This window comes from Synechococcus sp. PCC 7336 (assembly GCF_000332275.1).
Classification (GTDB): domain Bacteria; phylum Cyanobacteriota; class Cyanobacteriia; order Thermostichales; family PCC-7336; genus PCC-7336.
The window spans coordinates 722,742-744,810 of record NZ_CM001776.1; the positions used below are offsets into that span (position 1 = coordinate 722,742).

Genomic DNA, 22,069 nt, shown 5'->3' on the forward strand with positions numbered 1-22,069 from the left:
TAGCATGTCTAAGCTCAAACTAGCAACGGTGTGGTTGGCAGGATGCTCCGGCTGCCACATGTCGTTGCTCGATTTAGATGAATGGCTATTCGAGTTAGCCAAACAGGTGGATCTGGTGTTTAGCCCTTTTATGGATACCAAAGACTATCCATCGGGGGTGGATGTGGTGTTGGTGGAAGGAGCGGTTGCCAATCGGGACAACTTAGAGATGATTTGGCAAGTGCGCGATCGCAGCCAATTTCTGATCTCGTTTGGCGATTGTGCCGTCACGGGCAATGTCACGGCACTGCGCAATCCCTTGGGGGATGCTCAGCCCGTTTTAGAAAGAGCCTATGTGGAGATGGACAATCTCAATTCCGGCCTGCCCGACACGGGTGACATTCTGCCGCCCCTGCTCGATCGCGTCGAGCCCGTTCATGCGGTGGTGCCGGTGGATTTGTATCTGCCGGGATGTCCCCCTCCAGCCAGTCGAATTCGGGCGGCGATCGCGCCTCTGTTGGAGGGTAATGTCCCTCATTTAGCGGGACGAGAATTTATCAAATTTGGGTGAGGTGGTTTGACTTGAGCATCGTTTGACTTGAGCATCGCTCGATTTGCGATCGCAGTTTATAGACCCTACGGGGAGGCTAACAATGCCAACAGCAGCAGAGATCATGACTCCAAATGCGATCGCCATTCGCGGTGCGGAAACCGTAGCTCGGGCGGTCGAACTGATGAAAGAGCATATGGTGAGCAGTCTATTAGTAGAGCGCCGCCATCCCCAAGATGCCTACGGCATTGTCACGGTCACCGATGTGATTTGTAAGGTGGTGGCTTACGGCAAAGATCCCAAGCAGGTCAAGGTTTACGAGATTATGTCGAAGCCCTGTATTGTCGTCAATCCCGATTTGGCCGTGGAATACGTGGCCCGCCTGTTTGCCGAAGTGGGCATTCGCAGCGCGCCGGTCATTCAAGGGGATAGCGTCGGAATTGTTTCCGTCACTGACATTCTGCTCAAAACTGATGTTGTCAATCGCCCCCCTGCCGCTGACTTGGAAGAGCAACTGCAGGCTTCGGTCAATCGAGCTGGGATGGTGGGGTCAGAAAAAGGATTGCTGGCTCCAGAGTCTAAACAAGCGTGGCGAGCGGTTGCAGACATCCAAGCAGAACTGGCTCACCAGCGGGCAGAGACTCCTGAGCAATCGGCGTTTGAAGAATATCTCGCAGCACATCCAGAGATGGCAGACACAGACGATTACGAGATGTTGTTAGAAGGATATATGGGGTTTTAAGGCTGGCAAAATTCTCCATCCCGAGGGATTTGAAACTCCCCTCACCTAGCCTTTAAACCTTATCCATATTAAGACCTGGAGTTTTCAGGCATTGCACTCGGCCCCCTAAATCCCCCACCAGTGGGGGACTTGTGAGAGTCTGTTGGCTTCGTTCTAGACCTTATAATGACCGCGATTCTCCAGTTCGTCTTCCTTGTCTCCAAACCCCAGCTAGCACTGTCGTCAAGTCCCCCAGAATGGGGGATTTAGGGGGCGAATGCAGCGATCGACAGCGTTAGTGAGGGGGACTAAAAGGTGTCTCATTAAAACTACAGATTTCTGACTAGACTGGGTTTAGGCAAGAGGTTTATCCGTATATGTCTCGCACCGTCATTATCGACCCCGTCACCCGCATTGAAGGTCATGCCAAAATCTCGATTTATCTCGACGATGCGGAAGAGGTATCGGGGGCAAAATTTCACGTGACGGAATTTCGCGGCTTTGAGAAATTTTGCGAGGGCAGACCCTTTTGGGAGATGCCCGGTATTACGCCGCGAGTCTGCGGCATTTGTCCGGTCAGTCACCTGCTGGCATCCGCCAAAGCGGGCGATCGCATTTTGTCCGTCGAGATTCCCGCCGCCGCCACAAAGCTGCGCAGATTGATTAATCTCGGCCAAATCGTCCAGTCCCACGCCCTCAGTTTTTTCCATCTCAGTTCCCCCGACTTGCTCCTGGGCTTCGATAGCGATCCCGCTCGGCGGAATATCTTTGGCTTGATGGCGGCAGAACCGGAGCTATCCAGACAGGGGATACGGTTGCGCCAATTTGGCCAGTCAGTCATTGAGGAGGTGGGGGGTCAAAAAATTCATCCCTCTTGGGCGGTGCCGGGAGGGGTGCGGCAAGCGCTGACGGTGGCTGGACGCGATCGCCTGCGCGCCTGGATTCCCGAGGTACGGGAGACGACTTTGGCCGCACTGGAACGGCTGAAAGGCTTGCTCGATCGCTATGCCGAAGAAGCCAACATCTTCGGTAATTTTCCCTCTCTGTTTATGGGGTTAGTCAGCAGCAATGGCACTTGGGAGCATTACGGCGGCCAGCTCAGGTTTGTGGATAGTGGCGGTAATATCATTGCCGATCGCCTCGATCCCACTCGCTTTGAGGATTATATCGGCGAGGCAGTCGAGCCCACTTCCTACCTCAAGTCTCCCTACTATCGCCCCCTCGGCTACCCCGATCGAGACGAGCACTGCCGGCTGGAAAGTGGCATGTATCGGGTGGGGCCTTTGGCACGCCTCAATGTTTGCGATCGCATGGGCACCCCACTCGCCGATCGCGAACTGGCAGAGTATCGAGAGCGAGGGGGCAGTACGGTCAATTCGTCGTTCTTCTATCACTACGCTCGGCTCATCGAAATCTTGGCAGCGATCGAGCGGATTGAAGGGTGGCTGGAGGAGGAGGATTTATTGAGCGATCGCCTGCGGGCGCGGGCGGATGTGAATCAGTTGGAAGGGGTTGGGGCGAGCGAAGCTCCTCGCGGCACGCTCTTTCATCACTACCGAGTGGACGATCGCGGCCTGCTGCGCAGCGTCAATCTGGTAATTGCGACGGGGCAAAATAGTTTGGCTATGAATCGGACGGTGACTCAAATTGCCCGCCATTACATTCACGGGCCGACCATTCCCGAAGGCATGTTGAATCGAGTCGAAGCGGGCATTCGTGCCTTCGATCCCTGTCTCAGTTGCTCCACCCATGCTGCCGGTATGCCCCTGCATATTCAGTTATTCCAGCCCGATGGTAGGTTGGCCGATGAAGCTTGGAGAGATTGAGAGCAGGACCAGTGCCCAACTTGCAATAGTTAGACCAATTAAGGCGATCGCAGTCTAGCACCTCCCAATTTCACCAGAAGAACTTAAGGACAGCAGAAACCTAACGGTGACCATCACCCGCCGCCAACAAAACAAAATTTCAATAGCTCATCTCTCGACGGTCGGGTGCATGAGCGTGGTTAGGCAATCAACTGCTAATTGATTGCTCATCCAAAGATTCGAGCTTTGTTAACCATTCATGAAAATGTAAGCATTTATTCCGAATTGATTGTAAACCGATTCTCTCAGCTAACTGCGGTCCAAAGGTAGACTTTGACTGTCCATAATCAGGAAATTGAGCAATAATTCGCTTGCTTGGTGCTGTTTGCGGCCCATCATTGATTAACTCTGGAGTCTCATATTGGCTAGCAATATCCTGGAGTGTCTTGATTTCTCGTATTTTCCCAGCACTAAGGTATTCAAAACAAGCTGGTTCAGAAAAAAGGTATGCCTCATACTCATGCAACTGAATATAAGGGATAAATCGCCGGTCGCCAATATCTTCTGCAAATTTTTGTTCTAAGAATTCAACCCTTTCAAGTGGATTTTGCGTTATACGTTTAGCTTCAGCCAAACCTGGAAAATCAGGATGAATTGCGTACAAGTCAATCATGGTTGTAAAAAACGCATTTTCAGCTCGATCCTGTTTAAGAAGCCGTATTATGTCATTTCTCATAGGTGTATATTTGCGACCACCACCACGATGTATTCGCCCCTTCTTCTTTGCATGAGCAATAAGCACCGGTTTGTTCATGAAGACGTTATGCTGCGCTAAATATGGCCTTATTAAATCATCCGCAAATGTTTGCTCAGTTTGTCCTTCAGCGAATAAGTAAAGGCGCGCCATTAATGTGGTCCTCCGCCTATTACATTTTTCTCCCAAACTTCTCCTAAGCTGTATTCATCAAGCCAAATTTCCAACTCTTCGGGATATAGCCTCTTGAATTTCGACTCTTTACCTTCTCGGTTTACAATAATCACATCTTCAGGATGAAAATTGTCTAAAAAAGAACTAGACTGGGTGCTAATGAGGATTTGGGTATGCAAAGATGCTTTACTAAAAAGATCGGCGATAACATTTAGGGCGTAGGGATGAAGTCCCAGCTCAGGCTCATCTACAACTATAAGTTTCGGGAATTCATCTTCGGGTTGCAAGAGTAGCGTGGCAAGGCAAATAGCACGCAAAGTTCCATCTGAAAACTGATGCGGTCCAAATACTCGGTCTGAATCTTTTTCTCTCCAATTGAGAATGACATGATGAGACGCATCTGGCTCGAGAATAAAGTCTTTAAAAAAAGGCGCAATAAGCCGAATAGTTCCAACAATCCGCTGGTAAGCTGTATTCCCATCTCCTTCGCGAAATCTGAGAAGGAGAGCAGCTAAATTGGCAGCATCAGGCATGAGCCACCGGTTGTTACCAACATAACAGGATTGACGGATGCCTGCGGTAGCCGACGTATCATGAAAATGATAAACACGGCAACGATCGAGCAGATATTTGAGGACTTTTGCCGTTTGTTTTTCTTCCTTTACTGCTTCGTTGATTTTAGTTTCCTGATGTCCTGCACCTAAATCATCTAATCTTGGAGAATCTCGACCGGTTTCTAAAAAACTCAAGGACTCTTCAGCGAAAATTAATGTATCGGCAGCAGCATGAAACAACCTTATAAGATAAATGTCTGAACCATTTTTAACTTCAAATTCTAGTCTTGCTTCTATCTGAGGCGTGATCTTGGAACCAAAATATAGAAGAGATTGAGCACGTCCTGATGTACCAATATAGTGTTGAAAGCGTTCAGCCATCATCTCATTCAGCATTTTGAAAAACGAAATGAGATTGCTCTTGCCTGCACCATTTGCTCCAATCAAAATATTTAAAGGGTTCAGTTCAAGATCCATTGCCTTGATAGACTTAAATCCCTTGAGAGTCAGCCTTCGTAATCTATCCAAAAAATAACCTCCCAAGGGTAATCCATGTATCTACTCTTTTGCAAAGCACCAGACTTAATTGTCTACTAATATTACTCAATTGGCATCTCTAATCAAAAAGATCGGATAAGTCTGTAGTCAAGAGCATGTCCATTATTTCAGTTCTGGAGCAAAGGTTGACAAGGAAACACGAGGTCGCAGTCGATCTGTGCTGCCTAACGGCCTTGAGCTCAGCGGTGCTAGGAAAACTCTCAATTAAGATCGACAGTTTTGCCAAGCATCCACTGCGGCGAATTGTTAGGTTTGATGGCCGACTCGCAATAGCCAAGCCAATTATTATAGCGATCGCAGGCTAGCACCCCCCAATTTTACCAACAAAACTTAAGGACAGCAGAAACCTAACTTGATATTGACAGGTCAGTAATGATTCAGCAGACTAGTTATATAACTAGTTTTAGCGAGTGAACCATGCATAGCATACGTGGCCAGTTCAAGATGCGAAGGCAAGGTTCAGCAAGTTCTTGGACTCGTGCTTGTCAGAAGGGCCGCAGATAGTGACGAAGCGTGGGAAGGAAGCTGCAGTGCTGGTGTCTGTGGAAGAGTGGCGGCGCTTGCAGGCTGCTGCCCGCCCATCCCTCAAGCAGCTCCTGCTGTCGGACTCGGCGCGCACAGAACTCGTGATACCTGCGCGTGGCCGAGCTAAACGTCGTTTCGGAGTTGCGAAAGCCTCGCCCGCATAGGTTAGTGGTGGAATGGTTGCAGTTTGTTGACGATGCCAAGCTATTTTTGTCAGCGGTGACACTGGGTGAGATTCAGGCGGGTATTGAGGTGACGCGCGAGCAAGATCGGGCCAAGGCTGCGGAGATAAAAACCTGGCTTGAACTCGTTGCTGTGACTTACAACGTATTATCCATGGATGCAGCGACGTTTAGAAGCTGGGCTCGACTGATGCACCGCAAGTCAGACACCCTTTATGAGGATGCGATGATTGCTGCCACAGCAGGTGTGCATAATTTGATTGTTGTGACGCGAAATGTAGCCGATTTCAAGGTTCTCGATGTTGAAATACTAAATCCTTTTGAGCCAGTAGGGCATTGATAGATTTTAAATCAGCCTAACGGTAAAGTTGTGCGATAGTTTTTAGAGTTGTCGATGGCTTTGGTACATAAACTTTATGGTCAGATAGAGGAGAGTAGGAGAAGTATTCCTTTGTTGTTTGCTCCACTAAATCTTCGAGATTATCTTGGAGATTATATGCAAATATCTCCATTCCCAATTTTTCATGGAGCATCCGGCTGGTCACATTTACAGTTCTCTGCCAAGCCAAGAGACAATTTTCATAATTTGCGAAATCACTCCAAAGTTCGCTATCTAACACCATCTACCCCTGAAAACCCTTCAAGTCATTCGCAATCATAGCCTCTCTCGGTTGAAATTGCACATATACTGGCGATGTAAATATCTAACATAGAACGTTCAGCCAAATAACATTTGGGAGAGCGCTGCAATGACTGATATATGTGATGAGCTTTCCAGATTTCTTGCCCATAAATTGATGAATAATTTTCAGGAAATTTGGTATGAAAACTAGGTCTGATTTTTTGTATATCGCAGTATGAGTAATCCTTCTGTAATGAATCTCATATCTGATTTACTCCTCCTTCATAACGTTCAGCTCCAATCTCACACTGACAATCTCCTGATTGAGCGCATCTAGGGCTCGCAAAGTAAATAGCATCCGGAAAATCTCCATAGCACTGCAAGCACCTTGTTCGTCCCACAAATACCACTTCTCCCTAACAGGAGAAGACGCCACCGCAGACTGCTCAGCCGCAAAGGTCCCGCCCGAGCTTGGCTGCGCGATCGCGGCATCCCCGACGAGGCCATTGCCCACTTCCAGCTAGGAATCGAGTCCAAGCGAATCGGCGATCGCAAGCTCTGGGCAATAGCTATCCCCATTCCAGCTAGCAAAGGGCAGTACCACCGCAAATTACGCATTGCCCCGTGGGTACCCGCCGACCAATTGCCCGCCGACTATCAACCCTGGAGCCAGTATGGAGTCCTAGCGACAGTCTTCTTCACTCACAAACCCAAAGCAGCCCAGCAAACCTATTTATGCGAAGGCGAGTGGGATGCCATGAGCTTGGGCTGGCAATCGACTTCGATGCCCGCCCAATCAGCCAATTTCTGAAGTTTCTGGCAACATAGCTTGCGGGACCGACTGTTAGCCGGTGTTTGCAGAACAACTTTCAGGATCTCGCCCTCAGATAATTCCTTGTTTGGTTGAAGTTGATTAAAGATCCTTTGCCAATGTCGCTGCCAGGTTTTTTCCGTTAGAGTATTTCGACTCATATACCAGTCTTTGAATGCCTCGATGCGATCGCAGGTCTTGAGGCTGCTGGATTTCTCCTCGCCGGGCATCAACCATTCGTCCCAACTGAACGTTCCCCGCATCAGATCGGCATTGAGCTTGTAAGCCTGTGCCTCCGCCCATTCAAAGCCTTCGGGTGTAGCTGGCCCTACGGGCAGACGTCGTTGCTTTGGAGCAGCCTACCCTGGCTTTGGCGGTAACGTCGCTCTCAAATATAGAGATTGTTTTACTTGATTGATTCGAACGCGGCTGCCTTTGAGCCGTTTGTTAACAGCTTCCAGCGACCACCGATCTTGCCTGCTCATGGCTGCCTAGCGTTGCCTAGATGTTGCCTAAAATGTTGCCCGATAAAGGCCAATAAGAGCCATTGGCTGCTAATTGCATTGGACAAGAGCAACAGCCAGAAGTCAAGTATTATAGGGTTTTCGACTTGATTATTGAAGCGGGGCTGGCGGGATTCGAACCCACGACCTAGCGCTTAGGAGGCGCTCGCGCTATCCAACTGTGCCACAGCCCCAAAACCTTACTTCACAGACCTTTGAGTAAGCTTCTACAGCCATTTTAGACAATGCAGATGAGCTTGAATTAGACTCGAAAGGCGTAGAATAACCCATTTTTTCGAGCCATTTTTGAGCCATCTGCGATATGCCCAGGAAGCAATGGACGGTAGACGCTGTCAACAAGCGGTTGCAAGGTCATCGAGTATCAGTCTATCAGCGTGGAGCTTCTCTGTACCTGGTAGCTACACTGCCGCCCAAGCCACTTGCAAACTTCCGTTATCTCCGGTAACCTCCGACTATCTACAGTGTTAAAGAACCGGGCATCGTGCGCCAAGTGAGGCGTTTTGGGTTGGCGTGCCCTCCAAGTTTAGAGAAAAACCGTATGAGCGCGGATCCACACCAACAAGCTTTGATAAAAGCTGCTCGGCGACTTGGCATAGAAACGATTTATGATGGCGACCCGTCTCAAAGTCCCTGCGACCGCGTCATTTATCGCACTCGCGAGCGGAGCGTAACGATTGTTGAAGGCTGTATTTACCCCGGCCTAACCCCACAGGTGGATGCGCTCTGTGCCGACAAACACCGCACAAAGTCAGTTTTTCGCCAATGTGGTATCCCTTCCCCACGCAGCATTCAGCTCGATCGCAACGCTGCAGACCTTCAACAACAATTAGAGACTTTCTGGGCCGATGCTCCCAGCGGCAGCCAAGTCGTCTGCAAACCTACGCTGGGTACAAACGGCGAAGGGGTGACTATGGGGCTGAGAGATATCGAGAGCCTCTACACGGCAATTCAACGGGCTGCGTCCGATACGCTCGTCATCGAAGAGCAGGCTGACGGATACGATCTGCGCCTACAGGTTATCGGCGATCGCGTTGTGGCTGCTTGCATTCGGGAACCCGCCTATGTAACCGGAGATGGCCATTCTTCTATCGGGCAACTCATGGCCGATCGCGATCGCTCGATCCAAACGCAAAATCCGCAAAATCGGCTGCTCGTCAATGATGAAACGCTACAGTTGCTAGAAAAGGCTGGCATGACAGTGGATGACTGCCCTGCCGCTGGGGAAAAGGTGACCGTCAAACAAGTTGCGAATATCGGGCAGGGGGGAATGGCGATCGATGTCACGGACACTTTACACGAACGCTATCAAGCCTGGGTCGATTGTCTCGCCCACAGTCTACCTCTGGATATTTTTGGCTTAGATTTAATTTCTCCCAATCCTCAAGCCGATCCGAAGGAAAATCATACTGTAGCTCTAGAAGTCAACGCACAACCCCAATGGCTGCATCATACTTTTTCAGAAAGAAAACAGCACGATATTCCTAAACTTATACTCGAATATCTTTTACAATTGTGAAACCACTACAGGTTGGAATCTGCATCCCGCCACGCCCGCAAGTGGGCGAGCCAAACTACAACAATCCCAACTGTTGGGGATGTTTGCGACAGCCGATACAGACAAACTTAATCGCCTATTTAAACGAGTTTCCAGACTGCGTCTTGCATACCGATCTGGACTTTCGCGATGCTGTCATTCATCAAGGCCGCGTCTGGACCCAAAATGTCTGTCTCAACGAGCTAAATGGATACTTTTGGTATTGTGAGATAGACCGAGCTCCCAATGCCTACCACTTGCAAGTCCTGAAGACTTTAGCGAAGTCTATTCCTGTCTTGCCAGATCCCTGGAGTTGGGAAATTGCCGTAGATAAATATACGGCTCATTTGGAATTGGCTCGGGCAGGTGTGCGGGTGCCGGAATTCGTCCTGTTTGATGTTCGCGGCCCCAGTTTTCCTGTCGAGGTAGAGCAGCTATTAGAACGCTGGGAACTCGCTCTACTCAAACCTCGGCGAGGCGGTTGGGGCAAGGGAGTCACGCTGGTGGATAGTGCCGCACTCTTGCGCGATCTCGTTGGCTATATTCGTTCGACAACCATCTACTCTGTGGATGGCGGTTTTTTGCTAGAGCGCTACTACGAAAATGACCCCAAACGATGGACCAGTATCACGCTGTGTGGCGATCGCATCATGTATGGCTATCAGAAGAAAGCCAGCAAAATGGTGCCATTAGGAGAGAAAGGCTATAAGGTTTTTGATGCTAGCGAACGGGGTGGAGAAGTCAAACTACAACCTTTGCAAGAGGCTCACATCAGTCTGGTCGATCGCGCCAGCCGAGCACTGAATTGTCCTATCCTCGGCTTCGATACAATCTGGACAGAGGAAGGGCCGATGGCGATCGATGAGAACACTTCTCCAGGTAATTATCCCGAACTGTATGCAGCAAAAGGCCTGGACCCTGCGGTAGAAATTGGTGAAATGATTCGGAAATGGATTGTACAGTTACGACGTACCGATTGAGGATTGGGAAAAGGGTACTTAACATCCCTTGAGCGCTACTATCTCAAAGGAGAGTCAAGCAATCGATTGATTCTTTGTACCATTTTTGGTACGCTCCGTATGACCAAAAAAAAGCGTCTTTCTATTGTTTTTTATCAACAACTTCGGACAGAATCAGGCGGCTATAGCGCCGTAGGCAAGTAGGTTGCTGTTCTCGATCTCAGTATGACGTGGTATGGGAGATTTTTTCCTGTTGCTGGATTCAGGTAAATGTCATGTCTTGAGCCATGCCGATGCAAAACACAAGCAGATTTCTCTAGTTCACGAATAAACCCTTTACGCTTCATACTTCAAGGATAAGTTCCTTGGTTTTTGCTTCTGCCGGTGCAGGCTCCGCTTCTATAGCCATGAGTTGATAGGCATCGCGTATATTTTCCTCCAGATCTGCAAGAGTTTGCCCCTGACTAAAAACTCCAGGAACGCCTTTCAAGCGACCAACAAACCAATCATCATCATTCCAATACTCCAAGATGAAAGACTGTGACATGAGACCTCCCGGCTAGTTGAGCACCTATAAGATACCAAAAATCTATCACTATCCGTTAGAACTAGAAAAATAGCAATAGTCAAGATGATTTTCCATCTATTGGACTGGTTTCTATGTTGCTGACAACCACAATCTTCGACAGCAGAAGGCCCCCTCTAGATGTGTAATAGGTAACGTCATTTGTCAATATAAGACTAGTAAAGTAGCTCAGTAACTTTTAAAAACGTATTTCTATAGATGATTAAAGAAGATAGAGGAAATATAATCATGAGGTCTTCACAATAGGACAAGCTCTCTATGTCGTTTGAACCGAAAGTCCGGCACTCAGTCCGTTACCTTCAAGAGCAATACGATAACGGCAACAAAAAACCTCTTGAAGATCTCGTTCGGGCTTGGCAAGGAATCCAAGCCCTTCCCGCTACTGACAAACGCTCCTTCTTTGTTCTTGGCGGCTACCACGGCGAACCCTTCGCATACCGACAGGCCGTCGATAATCTATCTACCACCGACCAATACACCTACTGGGGCGGCTACTGCAACCACGGCAACGTGCTCTTTCCCACCTGGCACCGAGTCTACGTCTACAAAATAGAGCAAGCTTTGCAAAGCATCGTACCCGATGTCACCATGCCCTTCTGGGATGAAACCAGCGAAGAAACCCTGAAACATGGGATCCCTACCGTCCTTACCCAAGAACAATTCGAACTGGATGGCAAGCTAATCGACAACCCGCTGAGATCGTTTGTTTTGCCAGAAGCCCTTTCCGATCAATTGCCCGGTGACGACCAGGATTATGTTAAACCCGCAGGCTACGAGACCGTGCGATATCCTCTATCCGGCTTGGTGGGTACGCCGGAAGCCCGCGCAGCAACCGATGCCCACAACGCAAAATATCCCCACTCATCCGTCAACACCGAACTCCTTAATCAAAATGTCACTGCTTGGTTGCACGGTGCGGGACCGCATACCTCTGGACCGAGCCCCAGTGACCCAAACCCCAAAAAGAACGGCATCTACTGGCAATTCAAACGTTGCCTCAAGACTCCCAACTACACCGTCTTCTCCAACACTACCTCCGCCGGTCAGTGGCATTTAGATCATCCCGATCGCATTCCGGTAACCCCTTTAGAAGCGCCGCACAATGACATTCACCTGTCTGTAGGCGGATTCGATCTGCCTGGTGCTGGAGAATCGGGACAGATTGCTGGTGCTAATGGCGATATGGGGGAAAACAACACCGCCGGACTCGATCCAATTTTCTTCTTCCACCATTGCAACGTCGATCGCATGTTCTGGCTGTGGCAGAAGCAAAATGGAAAGACCGACAAGATTGAGATTATTGATGGTTTTTACGGCACGAGTTCTAGCGATAGTCAGGGACCGACTCCTGGGATTTCCCCCGGCACCAAACTCACATTAGAGACCCCTCTCTACCCGTTCGCCAAAGATAACTTCGGGACAATCTTCACATCCAATGACTGCGTCAACATCGAAAAGGATCTGGGCTTTACCTACGGCTCTGGCTCGTTGGAAAAACCCGCTGCCCCAGAGGAGGAGGTGGCGGGGTTTAGTACGCAGACATTGATGGTGCGGGGGATCGATCGCGCCCACTTCCAAGGCTCGTTCGTGTTGCTGGCCTATGCGACCGTGGCTAGTGGGAAGAAGTACTATCTCGGTCACTATTCCGTCCTCAGTCGCCGCAATGTGGTCAGATGTGCTAATTGCTTGACCCACCAAGAAGTGATTGCCCACTTCTCTTTGAGCAATGTGCCTGCCGATGAGGTGGAGGGGGCCACGTTCAGTTTTGATATTCAGCATCGCGGTCCAAACCTACGGGAAAACTTCATTCCCGATGTGGTCAAGCTAAAATAGCAAACTTGCAGGACCGTCCCTCATTTGACGCTGTCGGTACTGCTACTGAAATTCAAGTCATTCTGGGCTGGTGGCGATCGCTGTTGGCATCTACCACAAATTGACCTCTGTTGGTTCAATTTGGTCTGGTTCAGGAACTGGTTTTTTAGGTAACAGTTTGAGCGCAGGATCGGGGCAGAGCGATCGCCGGATCGCTCAAGGCTAAGGAACGAGGATCGAATAGGGTGTCAAACAAGGATTTGCGGTTGTTACTCCCCTCCCCTCAGGGAGAGGGGCCGGGGGTGAGAGCCATGCAGAGCCACCCAACGCAGGTTGGACAAGTTATTCAGTCCTCAATCCTGATCGTTGGGTTTGGCAGTAGCCTGCGCAGTGACGATTGGGTCGGGAGGCGCGTGGTGGAGGCGATCGCCCGCAATCCTCCACCTGGCGTCAGCACCCTCTGCGTCCATCAACTCACCCCCGAACTGGCTTGCTCCATTGCCAGTGTCAGCTTGGCGATCTTTGTCGATGCTTATCCTGCTGACCCTGCCGCATCCGTCCAGACGATCGCCTTGGAACCGCGATCGCCCCAACCCTACAACAGCCACATCAGCGAGCCCCGATCGCTCTTATTTCTGGCCGAACAGCTCTACGGGCACTGTCCGCCTGCCTGGTGGATATTGGTGCCGGGAGTCAATTTTGCCTTGGGCGATCGCCTCTCCGAGACAGCTCAACAAGGTGTTGTCGAGGCGATCGACGTTGTTGCTAAAGCGATCGAAACTCACCAGCGGGAGAAGCAAAATCTAATTCGCGACAGGTCTAGTGGCTGAGCACTTCACGTTTAGCAAGTTCGACCGCAGGCTTCAAATTGCAAGTCCGCCGATTCCACCAATAAGCGCTCAGCCCCACTACCAGATTGGACACCAGTGCTGCTGCAAAAATGCCCATGGGTCCAGCAACTCGACTGCCTACATAAGCCAGCGGTAAATAGAGGACAAACATGCGAGCAATCGTCATCACAATCGACGGTATTGGTTTTCCCATAGCGTTGAATGCCGAGCTCGCCACCTGAATAATGCCTGCTGCACCATAGCTAATGGGAACCAGCCAGAGATAGAGTGTTGCCACGGCAACAACTTCTGGGTCTCGATTGAAGATTGTCGAGAGCGATCGCGCCCCCAGTCCCAGTCCACCTGCCATCAACAAGCCCCACCCCAGACAGAATAGAAAGCTCATGTGTAGCGCCAGCCGTACCCGTTCGAACTGCTGCGCCCCCCAATTTTGTCCCACAAACGGACCAATACTCGCGGACAGTGCCACCACCGCAATCAGGGCAAACGACTCCATCCGCGAAGCCACACCAAATCCTGCCACCGCTGCGGGTCCGTGTACCGCTAAAAAACTGACGATCGCGCCAATAGAAATCGGCACGATCGCGCTCGATGCCGCTGCAGGCAAACCGACGCTCAAAATGTCCTTCCAGCACCAAAAAGTTTCCTTTAGATCTGGCAGGTGCATCGAAAGCATATTTTCTTTGAAGCGCAGCACGAGCAAGGCTGCCACCAGCGTCATCGCTCTTGCAATCACTGTTGCTAGGGCTGCCCCCTGCAGCTCTAGTCGAGGAAAGCCCAGCGCCCCATTAATGAGCAGCGGATCGAGGGCAATATTCAGTGCTGCTGCGAGGGTCATGATGATGCTGGGCGTCAGGGTATTTCCTGCAGCGCGGATGGCACTGTTGCCCACCATCGGCACCACCAGAAACACCATGCCGAAATACCAAATGCGCATGTATTCCCGTATAAAGGGCATGACCTCCGGCCCAGCCCCGAGCAACTGAAAGAGCGGGTCAATGGTCGAGAATCCGAGTGCTGCGAACAGAATGACCACCGTCAGCGCCAGGGTCAGGCTATTGGTCGTAAACCGTTGCACTCGACGCATATCGCCTTCGCCGATCGCCCGAGCAATCACTGATGACGCGCCGACACCCAACCCCATTGCCAAACTGCCCAGAGTCATGACTGCTGGAAACGTAAAGCTCATGGCCGCAAGTTGTGCTGTGCCCAGTTGACCGATAAAGTAGGTATCGACCAGGTTGAATGCAATGATGGCAAATACGCCCCACACCATCGGCAGCGTCAGCTTGAAGAGCTGGGAGCCCACAGGGCCTTCAGTCAGTGTGCGTTTCATAGATCGTTGCCGATGGTTTCTCCCGTCAGTCTAAGACAGGAATCCCCGTGCAAGTCATCTATCCGAGGTCGCCATCGGTTCGAGGCGATCGCCCGAACTGCTGTCAAATTCACACCTCCCAATCTGGAAGTTTTAGCCCGAAAGGCTGTCGAGTATTTTCCGCCTGAGACTTTCTTTGCCTAGCTACAGAGCCTCGGGGAACACTCGAGGTTTCAAAGCGTGGGGCGATCGCCTGGGCTGGCGCGGAGGGGATCGCTGGCGTCGCTGCGACGAACTCGATTATTCCTTAGATGCGCCAGCAGGCAGCCTACCTGCCCGTTGGTGGAACTCTCCTTACGGAGCGAAAATGACCAGTTTCTTTTTGGGGCGACTGCTCGCCTGCGAGTTGAATGGGGCTTCCTCCAGAGAAGCATAAAAGGCTCTAATGCCAGACAAGAGCGGATCTTAAAGGGGCAATAATACTGCAAAGCAGGTCCGTCCCGGCTCGGACTCGATCGCGAGGCTGCCGCCATGACGGTTTTCGACCACCCTCCGCACGACATCGAGCCCCAGACCGGAGCCCTTGCCCATGGGTTTGGTGGTGAAGAAGGGTTCGAGAATTCGGTTTTCGATCTCGACAGGAATGCCAGGGCCGTTGTCTTCTACTTCAACGCGGAGGCAATTGCCCTGTTGGCAGGTGCGAATGGCGATCGTGGGCGTTGCAGCGTCGGGGTTTGCTTCGCTAAGGGCGTCGATGGCATTGTCAATCAGGTTAGTCCAAACCTGGTTGAGCTCGCTGCCAAAGGCCACGATCTCCGGTAGAGCTTGGCTGTAGTGTCGTTCGACTTTGATGCCGTGCTTGAGTTTGAAGGCAAACAGGCGCAGGGTGTCTTCGATGCCGTCGTGGATGTCGACCCGCTGCTGGGCAGCACGGTCCATATAGGAATAGGACTTCATCGATTGCACCAGCGTGGAGATGCGCTCGGCCCCATCCAGCCCGTTTTTAATCATGCCCATCACGTCAAAAGACAGGGCCAGCCAGCGCAGACCCATGTCTCGCAGCTCGGTGGGGTCGTCGCGCCAGCGGGCCACGAGCGAGTTTAAAGTTTCAGGCTCGACCTCTGCAGCGGCAAGGGGGTCGACTAACTTCCAAGCATCTTCTACGCCGTAGTCTTCCAACCAGTCCGTCAGGGCATCCTCGCGATCGCCCTGAGCCAAGGGGTCATTTTTGGGATTGGCGATCGCCTCGAAACCGCGATCGCGCACCTCCACCCACTGCTGAGTATGGGCCTCATCCACCTGCCGTTGGCCGTACACCAGGTTCATGCGCTGTAGTTCGAGCAGGGCGGGTTTGACATCCTTGAGGACGCGAACGAGGGCAGCAGCGGGGTTATTGAGTTCGTGGGCCAATCCGGCGGAGAGAGTGCCCAGAGCAGCCATTTTTTCCCGGTTGCGGATGAAAGACTCCAAACCGCGCAGGCGACTGCTGACGGTGCGAAAGATGTCTTTTTCGAACTCGCGGCAACTGTGAAGCACCTCCAGAAAGTCATTGCAACTGAGTCGGTAGAGGTCTGTATCGGTGTCGGCAGTCAGGGTGACAGGCACGAGGTCTTCGGTAAGAGCCTGAACTTCGCCAAAGAAGGAAGGGCTTTCGTGACGGCCAATAGGCATATCGATGCCTTGGCTCAGACGGCTGACGGTGATTTGGCCGCTGAGCTGGATGAAGAATCCTTTGGTGGGTTCGCCTTCGCGCACGAGCACATCGCCCGGGGCCAGATGAATGTGCTCGACGCGATCGCAGATCCACTCCAGCCGCTCGGCAGGTAGGGCCTGGAAAGCTTCTAGTTGCAATAAGGATTCCGAACAGAGCATGGGGGCAACCCGCTAAACATTTGCTAGGTGGCGATGCACGAACGAAACGCAAATCGACCCTTCGCCCACGCTGGAAGCTACCCGCTTGACCGAGCCGTGGCGCACGTCCCCGACCGCAAAGATGCCGGGGACGCTGGTTTCGAGCAAAAAGCGATCGCGCTTCAACGGCCAAGGGCTAGCGGCTGACACATCGGGTCCCGTGCAGATAAAGCTTCCCTCGTCCCGCTGCACCACGCCATCGAGCCATTCCGTCCCGGGGGTTGCGCCGATGAAGATGAATAGGGAGCTGGTGTCAAAGGTTTTGACCTCGCCAGTTTGAGAGTCTTTGACCGAGATCTGTTCGAGGCGATCGCCACCTTGCGCCTCAATGACGCTGTGGCAGGGCAATACTTCGATGTTGTCGGTGCTTGCAATGCGATCGCTGAGGTACCGGGACATGCCCCTGGCGAGCGACTCGCCCCGCACCAGCATGCGAACCTTACGGGCGTACTTGGAAAAATGCATCGCCGCCTGACCGGCGGAGTTTGCCCCACCCACCACATAAACGTCCTCATTTTTGCAGGCTGCTGCTTCGGTTTGGGCGGCACCGTAATACACCCCTGCTCCGGTAAACTGCTCGATGCCCGGAACAGTTAGCCTCCGCCAGGTTACTCCCATCGCCAGAATGACCGCGTGACAGCTAACCTCCCTGCCATCTGACAGAGTGATGATGCGGTAATTATCTTCCAGTCGAATCGCTTTAGCCTCCTGAGGGGTCAGGATCTCTACGCCAAAGCGCTTGGCCTGGGTCACCGCTCGTCGGGCCAGGTCGCCGCCGCTGAGACCTGCCGGAAAGCCTAAGTAGTTTTCGATGCGGGAGCTGCTACCCGCTTGTCCGCCAGGGGCCTGACGCTCGATCGTCACTGTGCGCAAGCCCTCCGAAGCGCCATAAACTGCGGCGGAGAGCCCCGCCGGACCGCCGCCGACGATAACTAGATCGTAAAAGGGTCGATTGGCCTCGGTTTGCATGCCCACTTGCTGAGCCAACTGAGTGGTGCTGGGCTTGACTAATTTCTCGCCGTTAGGAAGCAGCACCATTGGCAAGCAGGGATTGTCTTTTTCCCCCGCGTAGGTCACCAATTGCTGAGCCTCGCGGTTATGCTCGATATCTAGCCAACGATAGGGAACTTGGTTGCGAGCTAAAAAATCCCTCAAGTCGTGAGATTCGGGGGACCAGCGATCGGCAATCACCTTGACCCCCTGAAACTCGGGCTTAAACCCGACCTGCCAGTCATTCATCAGATCGTCCAGCACTGGGTAAAGCTTTTCCTCCGGCGGGTCCCAGGGCTTGAGCAAGTAGTAATCCAGTTGGGCGGTGTTAATGGCATCGATGGCTGCATTCGTGTCGGCATAAGCGGTCAGCAGTGCTCGCTTGGCCTGCGGAAAAACGTCTACTGCCTGGTTCAAAAACTCGACGCCGCTCATCTCTGGCATGCGCTGATCGGCCAAGAACAGCGCGACAGTATCGCCTCGCAGCTTGAGCTGCTGTAACACCTCTAGGGCTGTCGTACCGGAGTCGGCCCGCACAACGCGAAAGCGATCGCCATACTGTTTGCGCAGATCTCGGGCGATCGCCTGGAGCACCGCAGGGTCGTCATCAATCGTCAAAATAACAGGCTTATCCATCGGGGGGTCCTACTTTCGATCTGAATCTGTTCTTGCAATCGAAGATCGAAGATCTATACGATCGACACATCTGTCATTTGCTCTAATTCAATCAGGTTGCCATCTGGATCGCGAAAACAGGTGGAGATAAAGCCTCGATCTGGATAGCTGGTTGGTGGATTGAGTATTGCTATATCGCGAGCTCGGAGATAGGCGATCGCTTCTTCCATATTGCCGACTTGAAATGAGAGAACCACACGGGCACTGTGGGTGTCGTAGTTGAGAGAGTCATCCCTGGTAATAAAGCCAGCGAGTTTTTTGCGATTGAACAGAGTGATGCGAATAGAGCCTGCGTCGAATTCTACGTATTCGTCCATGTCATCTTCAAACTTAATGCTCAGTTTCAACACATCTCGATAGAAGGCTTTGCAGGTTTGAAAATTTTCGACATTCAGCCGAGTGTAAATGTATTGAAAATGCATGAATCGATCTCTCTCCCGGACAAAAGGCGATCGCCTTCAACAGTGAACTCGCGGATCGTCGAGCTCGAAAGCACTCTCGCTCGATGGATTGAACCGTTCAGATTGCTGTCTGGCAGCAGCGACTGTATCGTAAAGCAGATCTGCTCGGGGCGCGAAGTCACCTTTAAAGATGCCTCACATTGTCGAACATTGTCGAACCTGTCAGCTTCGGGATCGCTGAAAGCGGCGGAGCTGATAGGCTAGCCAGCCAGCGACAACTTCAAGCTGCGACAACTTCAAGCTGCGACAACTTCAAGCTGCGGCATCAGAGCAATTGATTCTGGCGATTCCGTGGAGTTCTGACTGACGTGGATAGAACGCCCTCGCACTGTTCTCGACAAAGACTGCGCCTCACCCTCAGCGGCACCATTCAGGGGGTGGGGTTTCGTCCGTTCGTATACCGTCTCGCGATCGCTTTAGGGCTAGAGGGTTGGGTGCGCAATTCGGGCGAGGGCGTGCTGATCGAAGTTGAAGGGGAAAGTTCTCTACTGCACGAATTCGTTCGCCGACTCCAGTCGGACAAGCCGCCTGCGGCAGCGATCGCCCGCTGCCGAGAGGACTGGCTAGAACCCTTTGGCTATAGAAATTTCAGCATTCGCTCCAGCCATTCGGGCCTCATAACAGCGGCCATCTCGCCAGATTTAGCCACCTGCCCCGAATGCCTGCAAGACATCCGCGATCCCGACAACCGTCGCTATCGATATCCGTTCGCCAACTGCACCCAGTGCGGTCCCCGTTTCAGCCTCCTGCAAGGGCTCCCCTACGATCGCGATCGCACCACCATGTCTGACTTTCACATGTGTGCTGCTTGCGAGACCGAATATCGCGATCCGGGCAATCGCCGCTTCCACGCCCAACCCAATGCCTGTCCTCGGTGTGGCCCCCATATAGAACTGTGGGATCGACAGGGGAATGCTCTTGCCGACTGGGACGATGCCCTATTCGATGCAATCGGAGCGCTGCGCCAAGCCAAAATAGTCGCGGTGAAAGGCTTGGGGGGATTTCACTTGATGGCGATCGCCGAGAGCGAATCTGCAGTCCGGCAATTGCGCTTGGCCAAGCAACGACCGGACAAGCCGTTTGCACTCATGTATCCCTCTCTCGAAGCGGTCCGTGTCCACTGTCATCTATCCGATGTAGAAGCTCGACTGTTGCGATCGCCTGCCGCGCCCATCGTCCTGCTGCAGCGCAGACAAGCCACCCCTGCCCCGAACCTAGCCCCCAATATTGCCCCCGAAACTCCATATTTGGGCGTCATGCTGCCCTACACCCCACTGCACCACCTCTTGATGCAGGAGTTGAGCTGTCCGGTGGTGGCCACGAGCGGCAACCTGGGGGGAGACCCCCTCTGCATTGATGAATCAGTAGCGCTGCGAACGTTGGCGGGAGTTGCCGATCTGTTTCTGGTTCACAACCGTCCGATTGCTCGAGCCGTGGACGATTCGGTCGTTTGCGGGGTGGCGGGGCGAGAGATGGTTTTGCGGCGAGCTCGCGGCTATGCTCCCTTGCCGATTTCTGCTGGGTTCGATGGCGCTGCATTGCCCTCTCCCCCGGCCCCTCTCCCCCAGGGAGAGGGGAGAAACAGTCTGAAATCCTCAATCTGCGGTTCGGTTCCCCTTCCCTCGGAATTACGGCTGACGCCACGCTTCGCGAGGGGGGAAGGGGCTAGGGGATGTCTGCTGGCTTTGGGGGGACATCTGAAGAATACTGTCGCGGTGGCGGTGGCAGGACAGGCGATCGCGAGCCAGCATCTGGGGGATTTGCAAACGGTGGCCGCCGTCGAGCATTACGAACGGGCGATCGCCGATCTCGAAAGCTTCTACGACCTGCAGCCCGTGGCTGTGGCCTGCGATTTACATCCCGACTACCGCTCTACTCACATGGCCGAGGGGCTGGGCTTGCCGGTCATTCGGGTTCAGCACCATTACGCCCACGTCTTGGCCTGCATGGCTGACAATCAACTTCTGAATTCGATGGACTCTCCCATGCTCGGAGTTGCGTGGGATGGTGCCGGCTACGGGAGCGATGGGACGATCTGGGGGGGCGAGTTTTTGCGCGTCGCGGAGGCGGGATTCGAACGGTTCGCTCGCCTGCGCCCATTTCGGCTGCCGGGGGGCGAACGGGCTATCAAAGAACCCAGGCGATCGGCGATCGGGTTGCTGTACGAGGTGTTTGGGGAGGCGCTGTTCGAGCAGCGGGATTGTAGGGGCCTTCAGGCATTTAGCGATCGCGATCTCCCAGTGTTGCGGGCGATGTTGCGGAATTCCTATCGCGCGCCGCTTGCCTCCAGTGTCGGTCGCCTATTTGATGCGATCGCCTCAATTCTGGGCTTAAAACACATTGCTACGTTTGAAGGTCAAGCGGCAATGGCTTTAGAGGCTCAGCTGGCGGGAGTTCGCACTTCGGCAAGCTACGAGATCCCTTTGATAGGACTGGATGCTCCAGAACCAGCAAGTTTGGATTGGACCGCACTCGTCACAGCCCTGTTGAGCGACGCTCGGGCAGGTTTGTCATTAGGACAGATTGTGGCGAAGTTTCATAATGGATTGGTGGAGGCGATCGTCTCTGTTGCTAAAGCGTCGCAATGCGATCGGGTGTTATTGACGGGTGGCTGCTTTCAAAATCGCTACCTGCTCCAGCGGGTGACTCAGCGCTTGCGAGAGGAATCGTTGCACCCCTACTGGCACCGCCAGATTCCGCCAAATGATGGGGGAATTGCGATCGGACAGCTTGTGGCTGCGGCCAATGTTCTACAGCGCGGTCCAGACAGGGTGTAAAGCCAGCAGCAGAGTTTCATTTCGGGAGAAACGCCGTGTGCTTAGCCGTTCCAGGCAAAATTCTCAGTATTCTCGAAGGAGACGATCCCCTGCTGCGCGCGGGCAAAGTGAGTTTCGGCGGAGCGGTCAAAACCATTAGCTTGGCCTATGTGCCCGAGGCCAATGTGGGCGATTATGCTCTGGTTCATGCGGGGTTTGCACTGGCGATCGTGGATGAGTGGGAGGCGGAGCAAACGTTGCGAGACGTGCAGCAAATGCAGGCCGGTCAATAGTTGCCGGTATGGGCTTGCACTGGCGATTGAAACCGAGTGGGGCCATGTCTGCCCGGAGAATAGGATTCAAACCCGCGTCAAATTCAACCGAATTTAGTCTGAAAACTCCAAGTTTCAACACAAATGAAGTTTATAGTCTGCAATCGCCTCAATATCTTTAATCGCAG

20 protein-coding genes, 1 tRNA gene and 1 pseudogene are annotated in these 22,069 nt (G+C 52.5%); 13 read left to right on the top strand and 9 right to left on the bottom strand.

Going from position 1 to position 22,069, the window contains the following annotated elements; genetic code table 11:
* Positions 1-4 precede the first annotated feature (4 nt).
* The 3 genes from SYN7336_RS03530 (at position 5) to SYN7336_RS03540 (ending at position 3,076) form a co-directional block, all read left to right on the top strand.
* The gene (locus SYN7336_RS03530) at positions 5-550 is read left to right on the top strand and encodes a hypothetical protein (RefSeq protein ID WP_017324541.1); all 546 of its coding nucleotides are present in this window, start codon (positions 5-7) and stop codon (positions 548-550) included.
* An 82-nt stretch (positions 551-632) separates the two neighbouring features.
* A complete protein-coding gene (locus SYN7336_RS24255) occupies positions 633-1,271 on the top strand; it encodes a CBS domain-containing protein (RefSeq protein WP_017324542.1) in 639 nt (212 codons plus the stop codon).
* 356 nt (positions 1,272-1,627) lie between these two features.
* Positions 1,628-3,076, top strand: coding sequence for a Ni/Fe hydrogenase subunit alpha (locus SYN7336_RS03540; RefSeq protein WP_017324543.1), 1,449 nt, complete (start codon positions 1,628-1,630; stop codon positions 3,074-3,076).
* Between the two features lie 187 nt (positions 3,077-3,263).
* On the opposite strand, the gene SYN7336_RS03545 is transcribed toward SYN7336_RS03540, so the two are convergent.
* Entirely contained in the window at positions 3,264-3,962 is a 699-nt protein-coding gene (locus SYN7336_RS03545) for a DUF4276 family protein (RefSeq protein ID WP_017324544.1), read from the bottom strand.
* On the bottom strand, positions 3,962-5,014 hold the full coding sequence (locus SYN7336_RS03550) for an AAA family ATPase (protein ID WP_017324545.1): 1,053 nt from the start codon (positions 5,012-5,014) through the stop codon (positions 3,962-3,964). The genes SYN7336_RS03545 and SYN7336_RS03550 overlap by 1 nt, the downstream gene beginning before the upstream one ends.
* Positions 5,015-5,532: 518 nt before the next feature.
* Between SYN7336_RS03550 and SYN7336_RS32890 the strand changes: the two are divergent.
* Positions 5,533-5,784 (top strand): annotated as a pseudogene (locus tag SYN7336_RS32890) (type II toxin-antitoxin system Phd/YefM family antitoxin); the annotation flags it as partial.
* Positions 5,735-6,142, top strand: a complete 408-nt coding sequence (locus SYN7336_RS03560) for a type II toxin-antitoxin system VapC family toxin (RefSeq protein ID WP_202951135.1) — start codon at positions 5,735-5,737, stop codon at positions 6,140-6,142. The pseudogene SYN7336_RS32890 and the gene SYN7336_RS03560, both read left to right, overlap by 50 nt.
* 16 nt (positions 6,143-6,158) lie before the next feature.
* Here the strand turns inward: SYN7336_RS03560 and SYN7336_RS24260 are convergent, their stop codons facing one another.
* Complete coding sequence (locus SYN7336_RS24260) at positions 6,159-6,422, bottom strand: hypothetical protein (protein ID WP_156820009.1); 264 nt, start codon at positions 6,420-6,422, stop codon at positions 6,159-6,161.
* A gap of 390 nt (positions 6,423-6,812) precedes the next feature.
* On the opposite strand from SYN7336_RS24260, the gene SYN7336_RS30455 reads away from it, so the two are divergent.
* On the top strand, positions 6,813-7,235 hold the full coding sequence (locus SYN7336_RS30455; protein ID WP_156820010.1) for a hypothetical protein: 423 nt from the start codon (positions 6,813-6,815) through the stop codon (positions 7,233-7,235).
* A gap of 623 nt (positions 7,236-7,858) precedes the next feature.
* On the opposite strand, the gene SYN7336_RS03575 is transcribed toward SYN7336_RS30455, so the two are convergent.
* Positions 7,859-7,932: transfer RNA gene (locus tag SYN7336_RS03575), tRNA-Arg, on the bottom strand.
* A 365-nt stretch (positions 7,933-8,297) separates the two neighbouring features.
* On the opposite strand from SYN7336_RS03575, the gene SYN7336_RS03580 reads away from it, so the two are divergent.
* Entirely contained in the window at positions 8,298-9,275 is a 978-nt protein-coding gene (locus SYN7336_RS03580; protein WP_017324550.1) for a hypothetical protein, read from the top strand.
* Complete coding sequence (locus SYN7336_RS24265; protein WP_156820011.1) at positions 9,272-10,273, top strand: RimK family alpha-L-glutamate ligase; 1,002 nt, start codon at positions 9,272-9,274, stop codon at positions 10,271-10,273. The genes SYN7336_RS03580 and SYN7336_RS24265 overlap by 4 nt, the downstream gene beginning before the upstream one ends.
* Before the next feature lie 322 nt (positions 10,274-10,595).
* On the opposite strand, the gene SYN7336_RS03590 is transcribed toward SYN7336_RS24265, so the two are convergent.
* Positions 10,596-10,799 carry a type II toxin-antitoxin system HicB family antitoxin gene (locus SYN7336_RS03590; protein ID WP_017324552.1) on the bottom strand — a complete coding sequence of 68 codons (204 nt, stop codon included), beginning with the start codon at positions 10,797-10,799 and terminating at the stop codon, positions 10,596-10,598.
* 297 nt (positions 10,800-11,096) lie between these two features.
* Between SYN7336_RS03590 and SYN7336_RS24270 the strand changes: the two genes are divergently transcribed.
* Entirely contained in the window at positions 11,097-12,671 is a 1,575-nt protein-coding gene (locus SYN7336_RS24270) for a tyrosinase family protein (RefSeq protein ID WP_017324553.1), read from the top strand.
* A gap of 224 nt (positions 12,672-12,895) precedes the next feature.
* Positions 12,896-13,480 (top strand): hydrogenase maturation protease, encoded by a 585-nt coding sequence (locus SYN7336_RS24275; protein ID WP_051039736.1) that lies wholly within the window; start codon positions 12,896-12,898, stop codon positions 13,478-13,480.
* Here the strand turns inward: SYN7336_RS24275 and SYN7336_RS03605 are convergent.
* A complete protein-coding gene (locus SYN7336_RS03605; protein WP_017324555.1) occupies positions 13,470-14,837 on the bottom strand; it encodes an MATE family efflux transporter in 1,368 nt (455 codons plus the stop codon). The genes SYN7336_RS24275 and SYN7336_RS03605 overlap by 11 nt on opposite strands.
* Before the next feature lie 175 nt (positions 14,838-15,012).
* Here SYN7336_RS03605 and SYN7336_RS03610 point away from each other — a divergent pair, with 175 nt between their 5' ends.
* A complete protein-coding gene (locus SYN7336_RS03610; protein WP_017324556.1) occupies positions 15,013-15,252 on the top strand; it encodes a GUN4 domain-containing protein in 240 nt (79 codons plus the stop codon).
* 29 nt (positions 15,253-15,281) lie between these two features.
* Here SYN7336_RS03610 and SYN7336_RS03615 read toward each other — a convergent pair whose 3' ends face one another.
* The 3 genes from SYN7336_RS03615 to SYN7336_RS03625 are packed head-to-tail and all read right to left on the bottom strand — an operon-like array spanning position 15,282 to position 18,814.
* Positions 15,282-16,688, bottom strand: coding sequence for a sensor histidine kinase (locus SYN7336_RS03615; RefSeq protein WP_017324557.1), 1,407 nt, complete (start codon positions 16,686-16,688; stop codon positions 15,282-15,284).
* 12 nt (positions 16,689-16,700) lie between these two features.
* Positions 16,701-18,353: a response regulator gene (locus SYN7336_RS03620; RefSeq protein ID WP_017324558.1), complete on the bottom strand. Its 1,653-nt coding sequence runs from the start codon at positions 18,351-18,353 to the stop codon at positions 16,701-16,703.
* Positions 18,354-18,406: 53 nt separating this feature from the next.
* Positions 18,407-18,814: a VOC family protein gene (locus SYN7336_RS03625; RefSeq protein ID WP_017324559.1), complete on the bottom strand. Its 408-nt coding sequence runs from the start codon at positions 18,812-18,814 to the stop codon at positions 18,407-18,409.
* A gap of 347 nt (positions 18,815-19,161) precedes the next feature.
* On the opposite strand from SYN7336_RS03625, the gene hypF reads away from it, so the two are divergent.
* Together hypF and SYN7336_RS03635 are read left to right on the top strand one after the other, a co-directional pair.
* Complete coding sequence (gene hypF / locus SYN7336_RS03630; RefSeq protein ID WP_017324560.1) at positions 19,162-21,630, top strand: carbamoyltransferase HypF; 2,469 nt, start codon at positions 19,162-19,164, stop codon at positions 21,628-21,630.
* Positions 21,631-21,665: 35 nt separating this feature from the next.
* Entirely contained in the window at positions 21,666-21,902 is a 237-nt protein-coding gene (locus tag SYN7336_RS03635; protein ID WP_017324561.1) for a HypC/HybG/HupF family hydrogenase formation chaperone, read from the top strand.
* Positions 21,903-22,069 lie beyond the last annotated feature (167 nt).

What these genes read in the sequence shown, in the direction of transcription:
- SYN7336_RS03530 (WP_017324541.1), top strand. Translation starts at nt 5, where the DNA reads ATGTCTAAGCTCAAACTAGCAACGGTGTGGTTGGCAGGATGCTCCGGC.
- SYN7336_RS24255 (WP_017324542.1), top strand. Translation starts at nt 633, where the DNA reads ATGCCAACAGCAGCAGAGATCATGACTCCAAATGCGATCGCCATTCGC.
- SYN7336_RS03540 (WP_017324543.1), top strand. Translation starts at nt 1,628, where the DNA reads ATGTCTCGCACCGTCATTATCGACCCCGTCACCCGCATTGAAGGTCAT.
- SYN7336_RS03545 (WP_017324544.1), bottom strand. Translation starts at nt 3,962, where the DNA reads ATGGCGCGCCTTTACTTATTCGCTGAAGGACAAACTGAGCAAACATTT.
- SYN7336_RS03550 (WP_017324545.1), bottom strand. Translation starts at nt 5,014, where the DNA reads ATGGATCTTGAACTGAACCCTTTAAATATTTTGATTGGAGCAAATGGT.
- SYN7336_RS03580 (WP_017324550.1), top strand. Translation starts at nt 8,298, where the DNA reads ATGAGCGCGGATCCACACCAACAAGCTTTGATAAAAGCTGCTCGGCGA.
- SYN7336_RS03590 (WP_017324552.1), bottom strand. Translation starts at nt 10,799, where the DNA reads ATGTCACAGTCTTTCATCTTGGAGTATTGGAATGATGATGATTGGTTT.
- SYN7336_RS24270 (WP_017324553.1), top strand. Translation starts at nt 11,097, where the DNA reads ATGTCGTTTGAACCGAAAGTCCGGCACTCAGTCCGTTACCTTCAAGAG.
- SYN7336_RS03605 (WP_017324555.1), bottom strand. Translation starts at nt 14,837, where the DNA reads ATGAAACGCACACTGACTGAAGGCCCTGTGGGCTCCCAGCTCTTCAAG.
- SYN7336_RS03615 (WP_017324557.1), bottom strand. Translation starts at nt 16,688, where the DNA reads ATGCTCTGTTCGGAATCCTTATTGCAACTAGAAGCTTTCCAGGCCCTA.
- SYN7336_RS03620 (WP_017324558.1), bottom strand. Translation starts at nt 18,353, where the DNA reads ATGGATAAGCCTGTTATTTTGACGATTGATGACGACCCTGCGGTGCTC.
- SYN7336_RS03625 (WP_017324559.1), bottom strand. Translation starts at nt 18,814, where the DNA reads ATGCATTTTCAATACATTTACACTCGGCTGAATGTCGAAAATTTTCAA.